Below are 14,475 nucleotides of genomic sequence, written 5' to 3'. Positions count from 1 at the left end.
GTGTATTCTGGCGCGGTAACTCAGAATAACCCGAGGCACCGCGACCGCTTCGCTTCGTGCGAGGCAGGCGGCATCGAATGGAGGCAGACGAAATGGCAGTGGACTACACCATCCGCGACGGCATCGCCGTCATCACGCTCGACAACCCGCCGGTGAACGGCCTCGGACACTCGACGCGGCTCGGGATCGTCGAAGGCATCGAGCGTGCGCGCGAGGACGCAGCGGTGTCCGCCATCGTGATCACCGGCGCCGGCCGCGCGTTCTCCGGCGGCGCCGACATCACCGAATTCAACACGCCCAAGGCCACGCAGGAGCCGACGCTGCATACCGTCATCCAGGCGGTGGAGGGCAGCGCGAAGCCGGTCGTCGCGGCGATCCACAGCGTCGCGATGGGCGGCGGGCTCGAACTGGCGTTAGGCGCGCATTACCGCGTGGCCGCGCCGGGCGCGCAGATCGCGCTGCCCGAAGTGAAGCTCGGCATCCTGCCGGGCGCGGGCGGCACGCAGCGCCTGCCGCGCGCCGTCGGCCTCGAAACCGCGCTCAACATGATCGTGTCGGGAACGCCCGTCCTGTCGGAAAAACTGGCGAACACGGCACTCTTCGACGCAATCGCGGAAGGCGATTTGCTCGACGCCGCCGTGAAGTTCGCCAAGGATGCCGGCGCGCGAAGCGGCCCGCATCCGAAAGTGCGCGACCGCAAGGTCGTGCATCCGAACGCCGAAGGCTTCATCCAGTTCGCGCGCAACAGCGTCGCGGCCATCGCGAAGAACTTCCCCGCGCCGCACAAGTGCATTGATGCGGTGGAAGCGGGCGTAAAACAGGGCTTCGACAAAGGTCTCGCCTTCGAGCGCGAATGCTTTCTCGCGCTCGTGCAGACGCCCGAGAGCCGCGCGCTGCGTCATGCGTTTTTCGGCGAACGCGCGGCGAGCAAGATTCCCGATGTGCCGTCGAATACGCCCGTGCGCGCGATCGAGCGCGTCGGTGTGATCGGTGCGGGAACGATGGGCGGCGGCATCGCGATGAACTTCCTCAACGCGGGGCTGCCGGTCACGCTGCTGGAGACGAAGCAGGAAGCGCTCGACCGCGGCCTCGCCACGATCCGCAAGAACTACGAAGCGCAGGTCAAGAAGGGCAAGCTCACGGCCGAGAAGCTCGACGCGCGCATGGCGCTCATTCAGCCGACGCTCGCCTATGACGATCTTGCAGACGCCGATCTCATCGTCGAAGCCGTGTTCGAGGAACTCGGCGTGAAGGAGCAGGTGTTCAGCAAGCTCGATGAAGTCGCGAAGTCCGGCGCGATCCTCGCATCGAACACGTCGACGCTCGATGTGAACAAGATCGCCGCCTTCACGAAGCGTCCGCAAGACGTGGTCGGCCTGCACTTCTTCAGCCCGGCCAACGTGATGAAGCTGCTCGAAGTCGTGCGCGGCGAGAAGACCGCGAACGACGTGCTCGCCACTGTCATGCAGCTCGCTAAGAAGATCAGGAAGACGGCGGTGGTCTCGGGCGTCTGCGACGGTTTCATCGGCAACCGGATGATCGAGCAGTACATCCGCCAGGCGCTCTTCATGCTCGAAGAAGGCGCGCTGCCCGCGCAGGTCGATCGCGCGATCGAAAAGTTCGGCTTCGCGATGGGACCGTTTCGCATGAGCGATCTTGCTGGCAACGACATCGGCTGGGCGATACGCAAGCGCCGTTACCAGGAGCAGCCGGACCTGCACTATTCGCGCATCGCGGACCGGCTGTGCGAGACGGGGCGCTTCGGCCAGAAGACCGGCGCGGGCTGGTACGACTACAAGGCGGGCGAGCGCAACGCGCTGCCCTCGAAGCTCGTCGACGAGATGGTCATCGCGTATTCGAAGGAGCGCGGCATCGAGCGCCGCAAGATTGCCGACGACGAGATTGTCGAGCGGCTCGTGCTCGCGCTCGTCAACGAAGGCGCGAAGATTCTCGACGAGGGGATTGCGTCGAAGGCATCGGACATCGACATGGTCTATCTCACGGGCTACGGCTTCCCGCTTTATCGCGGCGGCCCGATGCTGTATGCCGATACGGTCGGCCTCTACAACGTCGAGCGCGCGATCCGCAAATACGCCGCGCAGCCCAACGGCGACGCCTGGGCGCCCGCGAAGCGCGTGACGGAACTCGCATCGCAGGGCAAGGGTTTCAACAGCTGACACGGAGCCGGCGATGAAAGGCGCAGACGAAGTCCTGCTCGCAGTCGACATCCAGAACGATTTCATGCCGGGCGGCGCCCTAGCGGTTGCGCACGGCGATGAAATCGTGCCTGTCGTCAACCGGCTTGCCCGCGCGTTTTCGCATGTCGTGCTGACGCAGGACTGGCATCCGCGCGGGCACATCTCGTTTGCGGCGAATCACGCGGGCCGCGCGCCCTTCGAGACGACGACGCTCGCCTATGGCGAGCAGGTCCTCTGGCCGACCCATTGCGTGCAGGACACCGAAGGCGCCGCACTGCATCGCGATCTCGACGTGCCGCATGCGCGGCTCGTGATCCGCAAAGGCCATCACGCCGATGTCGACAGTTATTCGGCATTCGTCGAAGCCGATCGCAAGACGCCGACGGGCCTCGCTGGCTATCTGCGCGACGTGGGCGTCACGCACGTCTATCTGTGCGGACTCGCGACTGACTATTGCGTCGCGTGGTCCGCGCTCGATGCGAGGCGCGCGGGCTTCGCGGTGAGCGTGATCGAAGACGCCTGCCGCGCGATCGACCTCGAAGGATCGCTCGCGAAAGCCTGGGAAGACATGACGGCCGCGGGCGTGGGGCGCATCGATTCGAGCGCTCTGCCTGCGCGCTGAAACCATACCGAACATCAATTGCAGGAGACGACATGACGGACGCAGTAATCGTATCGACAGCACGCACGGGCCTCGCCAAATCCTGGCGCGGCGCATTCAACATGACACACGGCGCGACGCTCGGCGGCCACGTGACGAAGGCCGCCGTCGAGCGCGCGGGGATCGACCCGGCGCGCGTCGAGGACGTCATCATGGGCTGCGCGAATCCCGAAGGCGCGACGGGCATGAACATCGCGCGGCAGATCGCGCTGCGCGCCGGTTTGCCGGTCAGCGTGCCGGGCATGACGGTGAACCGCTTCTGCTCGTCGGGCTTGCAAACGATCGCGCTCGCGGCGCAGCGCGTGATCGCGGGCGAAGGCGACGTTTATGTAGCGGGCGGTGTTGAGTCGATTTCGTGCGTGCAGAACGAGATGAACCAGCACATGCTGACCGACGGCTGGCTGATGGAACACAAGCCGGCGATCTACTGGTCGATGTTGCAGACGGCGGAGACCGTTGCCAAGCGCTACGAGATTTCGAGGGCTCGTCAGGACGAATACGGCGTGCAGTCGCAGTCGCGTGCGGCGGAGGCGCAGGCAGCGGGGCGCTTCAACGACGAGATCGTGCCGATGACGGTGCTGGCCGGTGTCGCCGACAAGGCTTCGGGGCAGTTCTTCACGAAGGAAGTGACCATCGCCGCGGACGAAGGCATTCGCGCGGATACGACGCTCGAAGGGGTATCGAAGATTCGCACGGCAATGCCGGGCGGCGTCGTCACGGCGGGTAACGCGAGCCAGTTTTCGGACGGGGCTTCGGCTTGCGTCGTGATGAATGCGTCGGTGGCCGAGCGGGAAGGACTGAAGCCGCTCGGGATTTTCCGCGGGTTCGCGGTGGCCGGGTGCGAGCCGGATGAGATGGGGATCGGGCCGGTGTTCGCCATTCCCAAGCTGCTCAAGCGGGCCGGGCTTTCCGTTGCGGATATCGACCTTTGGGAGCTTAACGAGGCGTTTGCCGTGCAGGTGCTTTATTGCCGCGACACGCTAGGGATTCCGAATGACCGGCTGAATGTGGACGGCGGGGCGATTGCTGTGGGGCATCCGTATGGGGTGTCCGGCGCGCGGCTGACCGGGCATGCGTTGATCGAAGGTAAACGGCGCGGGGCGAAGTTTGTCGTGGTGACGATGTGTATCGGCGGCGGGCAGGGAGCAGCGGGGTTGTTTGAGGTGGTTTGAGGTCTTGGGGCCCGAGCGTGTTATTTTTCACGCGCTCGGGTGACGCGGAATGCGAGCGTTTTGCGGGTCTTGCTGCAACCGGCCAAAGTTGGCGGTTCGTCCCGGGGCGAAACGAGATATACAAATGACGTCGTTCGATGGCGAGCAATTTAGCTGACCGGGTGGCTTTTAGATCGTTGGATTAGGCCTCGACGGATCCATGAACATCAGGATAGGGTGGACAACGGGAGGTAGCGGACCGCCGATCGAGTCGAGTGCAGTCAGCCTTGATCAAAGTACTTCTTGATCGCTTCCGTGAAGTTCATCCGCCCGTGACTGGCGCGTTCGAGTAGGCCGACACGTCGTCGAACGTCGACGCCCTCGAGCGGAAATAGCGCCAGCGCATCATCCTTCTCCCACGCGACATTCGCCAACTTGGGGACGATCGATATTCCGAAGCCCTGACGGACGAGTGCAATGATCGCCTCGATCGAGTTCAACTCCATGGCTTCGTTCACTTGCACAGCACAACGCTTTAGTACGTCCTGGACGAGAATGCCGGTCCATGTGCTTCTTTCGAATCTCATGAAAGGAGCCGTTTCCAGCATCGCTCGCGGGTCCTGCGGAAGTTCGAAGTGAGGACATCTCGGCGCGATCAAAACCATCGGCTCAGAGTACAGCGGACACCATTTCAGGCTTGATGGAATCGGCCTCGGCGACTGCGTGACCACCGCAGCGTCCAACTCTCCACTTTCGACCTTTAGCGCAAAGTCGCTCGACATTCCCGCCAACAAATGAACGTCGAGGCTAGGGTAACGGCGCCTGATCGACCACAACGCATCCGCAAAAGCGCCCATCAGCGCAGATACCAGCGCCCCAATAACGACGGTGCCGGACATTTCTCCTCCACTGACAGAGGCCTCCAGCAGTTCGTACTGGCTCACGACCTGCTCGGCGCGGCGGACTAGCGACCGACCGACAGGATTCAGCACCACGGCTCGCGCACTGCGATCAAAAAGTTGAACGCCCAGTTCATCCTCAAGCGATCGAACCTGCAGTCCGACCGCCGCCGGCGTCAAGCCAACGATGTCCCCTGCAGCCGCGAGGGTCCCGCAGCGAGCAACGGTGAGGAAGATCTTGAGCGTTCTGATCGACGGCATATGAGCCTTGGTGACGGAACAAATTGGAAAGAAGTCCTTTCTCTAAGGCCAATTATTACTCGGTTTTTCTTTATGTGTAGCCCGATCATAATCGTTCCAACAGAAGAGGAAAAGCCCAATAAAACACGGAGAACAGCGCTATGGATACCCAAGTCCATGCATCAACGTGCACCAGCGAAGAGTCATCGATTCATGGTCCGTTTGGCGCTCAGGCCCACGATCAGGCGTTCCCTTGCATCACTTGTTTGGCGCAATGACATTGATAGATTTCCTCTCCCAAACGTCCCTTTCGTTTATAGCGACGACGGGCGCGGGCATCAACTCGGTCGATCTGTTCATAGCTGGGATGAGCGTCGTCGCAGGGTATTTCGTCTACGGATTAACTGGCTTCGGCTCGTCGATTGTCGCCGTACCGGTGTTGACGCAGGTGGTGACCCTGAGGACGGCAACACCAGTGATGCTGATCCTTGATCTTGCAGCCGGACTCCTGGTCGGCGTGCGCGGTATTCGACTTGTGTCGAAATCTGAACTAAGTCGTCTGTTGCCCTGGTTGTCGATCGGATTACTGGTCGGCGTCTTTGTCCTGGTGGGAGTGCCCGAAGGGCCACTGAAGTTGCTGTTGGGTTCAACCCTTCTGGTTTATTCGGTGTGGCGCCTAGTTTCGCGCCAAGGATTCAGCACGATCAGAACAGCATGGTCAGTACCGCTCGGGCTTGCCGGCGGTTGTTTGACGGCGATATTTGGAACTGGTGGCCCTCTCTACACGATCTATCTTGCCGGCCGGCTCAGCGACGCAGAGCAACGCAGAGCAACGATAAGCACGCTGATCACGATTACAGCGCTATTGAGGCTCCTGTTGTTCAGTGCATCAGGCCTATACAAAAATCCTGACGTGTTGAAGCTCGCGCTCTGCCTGTTTCCTTGCGGTGCGGTTGGTCTGGGTCTGGGCGCGTGGTTTCGAGGAAAAGTCCCGGCGGGAAAGCTGCTCAAAGCGCTTTGGTTCGTGTTGCTTTTATCCGGCATCAATCTCTGCACGAGAACGGTATTGAGTTTCTTCCTTTAAGAGGCTGAGCATGCGACGAATTTGAAACGAAGATCCGAGTGCCTCGGTGGTATCAGCAAGAAAATAGATCAAGTAAACATTGTCACGATAAGGAGTGGAAAATGATTCACGCAGTTTTGCATGAAGCTAAAGACACGGTCGGTGTTGCTGTTGTCGAAGGTATTACCGCAGGGATGAACCTTAACGCCTGGATCATGGACGAGGATGAAATCGTCACAGTCTCGGCGAAGCAGGACATTCCCATCGGTCACAAGGTCGCTCTGAGAGACATGGCCGTCGGCGACACGGTGTTCAAGTACGGCGTCGACATCGGCAAGGTGGTCGCGCCCATCACGGCGGGCGAACACGCTCACGTGCACAACATCAAGACGAAGCGCTGGTAAGCCGCGCGCCCTGCATCAGCCAATCAACACATTCCCCATATCGAGAGAGACATCATGAGCGTGATCAGTCTGGACACCACTTTCCGCGGCTTTCGTCGCGACAACGGCCGCGTCGGCGTTCGTAACCATGTGATCATCCTGCCGGTCGACGACCTGTCGAACGCGGCGGCGCAGGCGGTCGAGAACCACATCAAGGGCACGATGGCGCTACCGCATCCATACGGCCGCCTGCAATTTGGCGCCGACCTCGATCTGCATTTCCGCACGTTGATCGGCGCGGGCAGCAATCCCAACGTCGCGGCGGTGGTCGTGATCGGCATCGAGGAAGGCTGGACGAAGCGCGTCGTCGATGGGATCGCAAAGTCGGGCAAGCCGGTGATGGGCTTCGGCATCGAACTGCACGGCGATCACGACACCATCATGCGCGCCTCGAAGGCTGCGAAAGAGATGGTGCAGTACGCCACCTCGCTCGATCGCGAGGAATGCCCGCTGAGCGAACTGTGGGTTTCGACGAAATGCGGCGAGTCGGACACGACTTCCGGCTGCGGCGCGAATCCGACCGTCGGCAATGCGTTCGACAAGCTCTACGGACATGGAACCACCCTCGTATTCGGCGAGACGTCGGAACTGACGGGCGGCGAACAGATCGTGGCCGCGCGTTGCGCAAACGACGGCGTGCGCGAACGCTTCAACTTCATGTTCGACCGCTATCAGGACATGATCAACCGCTGGAAGACGGACGATCTCTCCGAGTCGCAACCGACCAAGGGCAACATCGCGGGCGGCCTCACGACCATCGAAGAGAAGGCGCTCGGCAACATCCAGAAGATCGGCAAGAAGTGCATGGTCGACGGCGTCCTGGACAAGGCCGAAACGCCGACGCACCCGGGCCTCTGGTTCATGGATTCTTCGTCGGCGGCGGCTGAGATGGTCACGCTCTGCGCGGCCTCCGGTTTCGCCGTGCACTTTTTCCCGACGGGACAAGGCAACGTGATTGGCAACGCGATCGTGCCGGTCATCAAAATCTGCGCGAACCCGCGCACGGTACGCACGATGAGCGAACACATCGACGTCGATGTGTCGGGCATCTTGCAGCGCGAACAGAATCTCGATCAGTCGGGCGACCGCCTGCTCGAATCCATGCTCGCCACCGCGAACGGACGCTTGACCTCGGCGGAAACGCTCGGCCATCGCGAGTTCGTACTGACGCGTCTGTTTGAAAGCGCGTAACCAATCTTGTTCAAGGGGAACATCCCAGGTAAGGCTGCGCGCCTACTTATTGCACCGCCCTAAAAGAGGCGAATGAGGCGCGGCCCCAAAGAACGATCTCATCGGCTCTCGGGAAACATCGAGAGCGATGAGACAAAGGAGACACCATGCTTGGCCGCAGCTTGAGACACATCTACGTGCAGGTGCTTATCGCGATCGCAATCGGCGTTCTAATTGGTCATTTCTTTCCCACCTTCGGACAGTCGTTGAAGCCGATATCGGATGCCTTTATCCGACTCGTGAAGATGATCACGCCCCCACTGATTTTTACAACGATCGTTTGTGGTGTGTCGCAGATTGGTGACCTCCGGGCGTTGGGGAAAGTCGCAGGAAAGGCTTTCATTTACTTCGAGGTGGTCACCACGTTGGCGCTGCTGGTCGGCATGATCATGGTGAACCTGCTAGCGCCGGGCGAGGGCTTGAACTTGCAGGTCGGCACGACCGATACGCACGTATTGGCCCAGTACCAGACTTCGGTGCAACACGGGAGCGGTGGTCTCACCGACTTTTTTCTGCACATGATTCCCAGCAGTTTCATGGGCCCGTTTGTTTCCGGGGACATGCTGCAGATCGTCGTGATTGCTTGTCTATTTGCAGTAAGTTTGTCATATCTAGGTCCGAAAGGCAAATCGCTGCTTTCCTTTTTTGAATCTGTCTCCGATGTGCTGTTTCGCATTGTCGCGCTAATCATGCGTCTTGCTCCTCTCGGTGCGCTTGCTGCGATGGGATTCGCTGTCGGAAAATACGGGCTGTCTTCGCTGCACTCGTTGGGAATGTTGTTGATCACGGTCTATGTTGCAACGATCTTCTTTTTAGTTGTGGTCATTGGAACGATCTGTCGGATGAGCGGCTTCAGTCTCTGGAGGCTGATGGGACATCTGAAGGGCGAGATATTGTTGGTGCTTGCAACCACGTCATCGGAATCCGTCTTTCCTCAACTCATCAAGAAGCTGGAAGCGCTCGGTTGTCCGAAGCAGGTCGTGGGTACTGTGATGCCGATGGGATACTCCTTCAATCTCGACGGCACCTGCGTCGGACAGGTGATTTGCGCAATGTTCATCGCACAGGCGTATGGCATACCGATGTCCTGGGAACAACAGATTGCGCTCATGGTTCTCTCGATGGTCAGTTCGAAGGGCGCCGCCGGCGTGTCAGGGGCGGGTTTCGTAACCTTGCTTGCAACATTGACCGCATTCAAAGATATACCAATAGAAGGGGCAGCCCTGATTCTCGGCGTTGATCGCTTCATTTCGGAGATCCGCGCGGTTACGAACATGATTGGCAACGCGGTGGCGACGCTTGTCATCTCGGGCCTGGAGAAAGAACGCGACGAGACAAAGATGGTATTCGTGCAAAAGCGACGCGCTGCGGAAACGTAAATAAAAACTTTATCTAATGCGATGAATCATTCGCTTTTTTCTTTGCACTACGCGGGCGCAGACTTCTTCTAGCCGATGCACAACTACACCAGAGACGACATGAGCAACAAGACACTCCGCGTGAAGGTTTGGAGGGGGCGGACCTCCGGCGATTTGGTTTCTTACGACGTGCCACGGTTTGACAACCAGACTGTGCTGGATGTGGTCATGTACATCCAGCGCAATCTCCAGCCGGATCTCGCCTTCCGATATGCGTGCCGGGTCGGTATGTGCGGATCATGCGCAATGAGCGTAAACGGCAAGGCTCGGTGGACTTGCAGGACCCACGTGTCGAAGGTTGCAGTCGACGAGGAATTGGAGATCGCACCGCTGTCCAATTTGCCCGTGATAAAAGATCTGGCGACGAACATGGAGCAATTCTTCGATAAGTGGGCGGAAGCGAAGGGACAATTCAAAGGCGAACGAACACGGTCCGACGACTTTAGCAAGGTGTCGCCACAAAGCGAGAGGCGCACATCGGCTGACGCCGGCATTGAATGTATCGGTTGCGGAGTGTGTTACTCGTCCTGCGACGTCGTGACGTGGAGGCCCGACTATCTTGGACCTGCAGCGATGAATCGTGCTTGGACGCTGATGAACGACGAACGGGATGTCGAAGGCGTCGAGCGGCTACGCGCTGTCGCAGGCGATGCCGGGTGTCACTCCTGTCACACGCAGGGCTCCTGCACAGAGCGTTGCCCAAAGCAGCTGTCGCCGACAGCAGGCATCGCAGGATTAAAGCGGCTCGTGATGAAGGCCGCGATCGAGGGAAAACTGTGATGCAAACGCTCTCTTTAAGAACGCAGGCTCGCTTGTGGTACTGGCAGCGGATGAGCGCGATGGTGCTCGCCGCCTGCGTGGTCTTGCACATCGTCGTCATTGTTTATGCCGTCCACAGCGGGCTCAGCGAGCATGCAATCCTCGCACGCACTCACAAAAATTGGTTCTTTGCCGGCTTTTACACGCTTTTTGTCCTGGCATGTGCAGTTCATGTGCCGATTGGCCTCTTAAGGATCGCGGAAGAGTGGCTTGGATGGCGGGGTCGTCCTGCTCATCTTGCCTGTTCGGTGGTGACGCTTGGCTTGCTCACGCTCGGCATGCGAGCAGTGACGGGGGTGATCCTGTAATGAGAAAGAACGACTTCCGGGCCAAATCCCACCCCGCGTACTGGGCCTTCATTGTCCATCGTTTGTCAGGACTTGCACTGGCCTTCTTTATTCCGGTGCACTTCTGGGCGCTCGGCAAAACGCTTTCGCATGACGGCTCACTGGATGGTTTTCTGCGCTTCACCGACAGACCCCTGTTTAAGTTCGCCGAATGGGGGCTGGTCATCCTGCTTTCGCTTCATCTGATGGGCGGCCTGCGCTTGCTCGCCATCGAGTTTCTGCCCTGGAGTGGTCTGCGAAAGAACTGGCTTGCACTGGGCGCCGGAGCAAGTGCCTGCACCGGCTTAGCTTTTCTCTTGGCGCTCGTTCATTGAAGTTCGCCCAACACGCTACACCCACAATCAGTAGGAGACGAGAAAATGAGGCTCGACCTGAACGCTGTCGAGAAGGCGGCAAAGGAGCTTTACATCCGTGCGTTGAAGATCCTTCCTCCGGACGTAAAAGCTGGAATCGAAACACTGTCATCGAATGAAACGTCGCCTATCGCTCAACGCGTGCTCGGGACGATGAAAACGAATATTCGGGTGGCGGAAGAAACTGAAAATCTTTTGTGTCAGGACACGGGGATTCCGATCTACAACGTGAGCATCGGCCGCAATGTCGAATTCGAAGGATTCGAGTTGAAAGAAGCTATCCGCCGCGGCTGTGAGCGAGCGACGAGAGAACATCCGCTACGCTCGTCCGTGGTTCATCCTCTCACACGAAAAAACAACCATACGTCGTGCGGTATAGAGGTGCCGGTGATCCATATCGATTTCTCAGCCGAGCCGGACCATGTGTCGCTTGAAATGGTGCCAAAGGGAAGCGGCTCCGAGAACAACTCGTTTCTCAAGATGGCGGTTCCCGCTGAGGGTATCGACGCGATCAAGACTTTTGTGATCGACTGTGCGGTCTCGGCCGGAGGCAAGACCTGCCCGCCGACGATCGTTGGTGTGGGTCTTGGTGGGACGTCCGACCTTTCTGTCGCGCTCGCCAAGCGCGCTGCTACACGAGAGTTGGGCACCCATTGCGGGGATCCCGAGGGCGCGGCGCTCGAAAGAGAGCTTTCTGCAGCGGTCAACACGCTTGGCATCGGACCGCAGGGACTGGGCGGCGACAGCACTGCGTTCGCGGTGCATATCGAACTTGCTTCCACGCATATCACGATGAATCCAATCGCCGTAAACATGCAATGTCACTCGGCTCGCCGCGCGAAAGCGATTTTCTCGAACACAGGCATCACATACGGATTCTGACGCCATGGCCCATTACGAACTCGCCACTCCGGTTGACGAAGCCACAATTCGCAAGCTGCGCGTCAACGACACGGTCACGCTTGAAAGAACGCTTTACGGCATCCGGGACGCAACGCAGATTCACCTGTTCGACAAGGAACGAACGACGGACTTCGACTTGCGCGGACATGCGGTCATTCACACTGCGCCCAATGTTCGAAAAGTATCTCCAAGCCCGGAGTACCCTGCAGGCTATCAACCTATCTGCATCGGAACGACCACTTCGGATCGCATGGAGCGCTTTACAAGGCCGCTCATGGAACAGTACGGCGTTCGGATGATCGTCGGAAAAGGCGGCTTGCGCGACGGATCGAAGGCCGCTTTTAAAGAGCTGGGCGGTGTCTATCTTGCCATCATCGGCGGTACGGCGGCACTTGAGACGACCTGGATCGAACGCATCGAAGCGGTAGATCTCGACGATCTAAATCCCGAGTCGCTGTGGCGATTCAAAATCAAGGAGTTCGGGCCATTGCTCGTCGCGATGGATAGCGAAGGCACCAGTCTCTATGATGCCGTCAGGGTCGATACCGCCAAGCGTCGGGCGGCTGCCCTCGAAAGTCTCGGAGTGCATGCATCATGAACATCAAACGAATCCAGACCGATATCCTCATCCTCGGCTCGGGCGGTGCCGGCCTTTTTGCCGCGCTGCACGCGCATCGGAACGCACCGCAATTGTCGATTACCGTCGCTGTAAAGGGCCTCTTAGGGAAATGTGGCTGTACGCGTATGGTTCAGGGCGGGTACAACGTGGCGCTGGCGCCGGGCGACTCCGTCGAGCGTCATTTCATGGACACGATCGAGGGCAGCAAGTGGCTCTCGAATCAGGAGCTGGCATGGACGTTGGTGAGCACAGCGGTCGAGCGGGTCCGCGAGTTGGAAAACGAACTAGGTTGTTTCTTCGATCGTAATCCCGACGGGTCGGTACATCAGAAGGCGTTTGCTGGACAGACCTTCGATCGGACCGTTCACAAGGGCGACTTGACCGGCATCGAGATCATCAATCGCCTGGCCGAACAAGTTTGGAGTCGGGGGATCAACCGACTGGAAGAACATCGCGCGATCGAACTGATCAAGACGCCCAGCGGCGATGGCTTGGCCGGCGTGGTCATGATTGATATGCGAAGCGGCGAGTTCGTGTTCGTGCAGGCGAAGGCGGTATTGCTTGCGACCGGCGGTGGGCCGACCATGTACAAATATCACACGCCGTCCGGTGACAAGAGTTGCGACGGGCTCGCGATGGCGCTGCGTGCGGGGCTGACGCTGCGGGACATGGAGATGGTGCAGTTTCATCCGACCGGACTTCTCGCAGGAAGCCACACTCGAATGACCGGCACTGTTCTCGAAGAGGGGCTGCGAGGGGCTGGCGGGCATCTCCTCAACGGTCAGCATGAGCGCTTCATGCATTCGTACGATTCCAGGGGCGAGCGCGCGACGCGCGACATCGTCTCGCGCGGGATCTATTCGGAAATGCGTGCGGGCCGTACGTCGCCCAACGGCGGTGTGTATATCCAGATGAATCATCTGGGCCCTGAAAAGGTCCGCAAACAATTTAAAGGCATGGTGGAACGCTGCGCCGACTGCGGATTCGACCTGGCAGGCGGCGAAGTCGAAGTCGTTCCAACCGCGCACTACATGATGGGTGGCGTGGTATTCAAAGCGGACTGTCAGACGGACTTGACCGGGCTTTTTGCCGCAGGCGAGGACACGGGCGGCGTACACGGGGCGAATCGTCTCGGCGGCAACGGCGTGGCGAATTCGACTGTGTTTGGAGGCATCGCGGGCGACAGCATGGCGCGCTGGGTGCAGGCCAATGATAGCTTCCGAGCACCCCATGAGCAGTCGATTCTCGCTGCGATTCGCGAGGCAGAGCGACCGTTTGCCAAAAAGGGCAAGGACCTTGAGTTGATCCGCGAGTCACTCTTCGAATGCATGTGGAAGGATGTCGGGATCATCAGAAATGAAGAAGGCCTCGTTAAAGCACGAGACAGCCTCTCTGACATGCAGGCGAAGCTGATGGATACTGGCGTCGTCGATGGCGATCGCGCGTTGAATGCTCAGTGGCATGACTGGTTGAACCTGAGAAATCTCATTTCCGTCAGCCGCGTGATCACGGAAGCAGCGCTCGCGCGCGAAAATTCCCGCGGGGCTCACTTCCGCGAAGACTTCCCAGCGGCGGGGAATCTCGAATCTTCGGCCTTTACGACGGCGAAGCTCTCAGGAGGAACTGTGAAGATCGCGAGGCAGCCAGTGGAGTTTGTCATCGTGAAGCCCGGTGAAACGGTGCTCCGGGAGGACGATGCTACATTTTTGATCCCGCCGGTCGCGGCGACTTGAGAGTAGTTGATGACAGAGACTGCGTGGCGCAGACCTAACTTCGCAGACCTCTGCTTCGGGATGGAGTCAGGCAGATCCCGATCGTCTCGCGCAATCACACACCAGGAGAACTCGCCAGCGAGTTCGCGCTCGCGAATGCCCGATGAACGCTGAGACGAGCCGCACGAGTCGACTACGGGCGATCGGCTGAATTGGCGCGCCCACACCAACCGGACCTGCCAGGAATCTTGTGTGCTGAGGCCGGTTAGAAATTTCAGCTGATGGCGCTGGTGAAGCGCTCGCCGAACAGAATGGCGAACTGATTCACTGCTTGCCGCCAGATGATAGGCGGCATCTTCCAGTCCTTTTCGATGTTGCGCAAGGCCAGATACAGCAGTTTGCTGGCCGCCTCGTCGCTG

General features: G+C 59.4%; 14 protein-coding genes and 1 pseudogene. 13 read left to right on the top strand and 2 right to left on the bottom strand.

What is annotated here, in order from left to right:
- Positions 1 to 92 precede the first annotated feature (92 nt).
- From AWB66_RS10735 to AWB66_RS10725, 3 genes are read left to right on the top strand one after another with little or no spacing between them, the layout of a single operon-like run.
- The gene (locus AWB66_RS10735; protein WP_087630291.1) at positions 93 to 2,177 is read left to right on the top strand and encodes a 3-hydroxyacyl-CoA dehydrogenase NAD-binding domain-containing protein; all 2,085 of its coding nucleotides are present in this window, start codon (positions 93 to 95) and stop codon (positions 2,175 to 2,177) included.
- Between the two features lie 13 nt (positions 2,178 to 2,190).
- Positions 2,191 to 2,820: a bifunctional nicotinamidase/pyrazinamidase gene (gene pncA / locus AWB66_RS10730; protein ID WP_087630290.1), complete on the top strand. Its 630-nt coding sequence runs from the start codon at positions 2,191 to 2,193 to the stop codon at positions 2,818 to 2,820.
- A 32-nt stretch (positions 2,821 to 2,852) separates the two neighbouring features.
- Entirely contained in the window at positions 2,853 to 4,031 is a 1,179-nt protein-coding gene (locus tag AWB66_RS10725) for an acetyl-CoA C-acyltransferase (RefSeq protein ID WP_087630289.1), read from the top strand.
- Positions 4,032 to 4,291: 260 nt separating this feature from the next.
- On the opposite strand, the gene AWB66_RS10720 is transcribed toward AWB66_RS10725, so the two are convergent.
- Positions 4,292 to 5,170 carry a LysR family transcriptional regulator gene (locus tag AWB66_RS10720; protein WP_087630288.1) on the bottom strand — a complete coding sequence of 293 codons (879 nt, stop codon included), beginning with the start codon at positions 5,168 to 5,170 and terminating at the stop codon, positions 4,292 to 4,294.
- Positions 5,171 to 5,402: 232 nt separating this feature from the next.
- Between AWB66_RS10720 and AWB66_RS10715 the strand changes: the two genes are divergently transcribed.
- From AWB66_RS10715 to AWB66_RS10670, 10 genes are all read left to right on the top strand, one after another.
- The gene (locus AWB66_RS10715; RefSeq protein WP_125469708.1) at positions 5,403 to 6,233 is read left to right on the top strand and encodes a sulfite exporter TauE/SafE family protein; all 831 of its coding nucleotides are present in this window, start codon (positions 5,403 to 5,405) and stop codon (positions 6,231 to 6,233) included.
- Between the two features lie 101 nt (positions 6,234 to 6,334).
- Positions 6,335 to 6,616 carry a UxaA family hydrolase gene (locus tag AWB66_RS10710; RefSeq protein WP_087630286.1) on the top strand — a complete coding sequence of 94 codons (282 nt, stop codon included), beginning with the start codon at positions 6,335 to 6,337 and terminating at the stop codon, positions 6,614 to 6,616.
- A gap of 54 nt (positions 6,617 to 6,670) precedes the next feature.
- Entirely contained in the window at positions 6,671 to 7,846 is a 1,176-nt protein-coding gene (locus AWB66_RS10705; protein WP_087630285.1) for a UxaA family hydrolase, read from the top strand.
- 146 nt (positions 7,847 to 7,992) lie between these two features.
- Positions 7,993 to 9,264, top strand: coding sequence for a C4-dicarboxylate transporter DctA (gene dctA, locus AWB66_RS10700; RefSeq protein WP_087630284.1), 1,272 nt, complete (start codon positions 7,993 to 7,995; stop codon positions 9,262 to 9,264).
- A gap of 99 nt (positions 9,265 to 9,363) precedes the next feature.
- Positions 9,364 to 10,083 (top strand): succinate dehydrogenase/fumarate reductase iron-sulfur subunit, encoded by a 720-nt coding sequence (locus tag AWB66_RS10695; protein ID WP_087630484.1) that lies wholly within the window; start codon positions 9,364 to 9,366, stop codon positions 10,081 to 10,083.
- On the top strand, positions 10,083 to 10,430 hold the full coding sequence (locus tag AWB66_RS10690) for a succinate dehydrogenase/fumarate reductase transmembrane subunit (RefSeq protein ID WP_087630283.1): 348 nt from the start codon (positions 10,083 to 10,085) through the stop codon (positions 10,428 to 10,430). Before AWB66_RS10695 ends, AWB66_RS10690 begins: the two co-directional genes overlap by 1 nt.
- Entirely contained in the window at positions 10,430 to 10,783 is a 354-nt protein-coding gene (sdhC, locus tag AWB66_RS10685; RefSeq protein ID WP_087630282.1) for a succinate dehydrogenase, cytochrome b556 subunit, read from the top strand. Before AWB66_RS10690 ends, sdhC begins: the two co-directional genes overlap by 1 nt.
- A 45-nt stretch (positions 10,784 to 10,828) precedes the next feature.
- Positions 10,829 to 11,704 carry a fumarate hydratase gene (locus AWB66_RS10680; protein ID WP_087630281.1) on the top strand — a complete coding sequence of 292 codons (876 nt, stop codon included), beginning with the start codon at positions 10,829 to 10,831 and terminating at the stop codon, positions 11,702 to 11,704.
- 4 nt (positions 11,705 to 11,708) lie between these two features.
- On the top strand, positions 11,709 to 12,323 hold the full coding sequence (locus AWB66_RS10675; protein ID WP_087630280.1) for a fumarate hydratase C-terminal domain-containing protein: 615 nt from the start codon (positions 11,709 to 11,711) through the stop codon (positions 12,321 to 12,323).
- Positions 12,320 to 14,077: an L-aspartate oxidase gene (locus AWB66_RS10670; RefSeq protein WP_087630279.1), complete on the top strand. Its 1,758-nt coding sequence runs from the start codon at positions 12,320 to 12,322 to the stop codon at positions 14,075 to 14,077. The genes AWB66_RS10675 and AWB66_RS10670 overlap by 4 nt, the downstream gene beginning before the upstream one ends.
- A 253-nt stretch (positions 14,078 to 14,330) precedes the next feature.
- Here the strand turns inward: AWB66_RS10670 and AWB66_RS32920 are convergent.
- Positions 14,331 to 14,475: pseudogene (locus AWB66_RS32920) on the bottom strand (IS256 family transposase); the annotation flags it as partial.

It is taken from the genome of Caballeronia telluris (assembly GCF_001544495.1).
GTDB lineage: Bacteria > Pseudomonadota > Gammaproteobacteria > Burkholderiales > Burkholderiaceae > Caballeronia > Caballeronia telluris.
The sequence above is the reverse complement of the archived record's forward strand: the minus strand, read 5'-3'. Positions and strand labels throughout refer to the sequence as shown.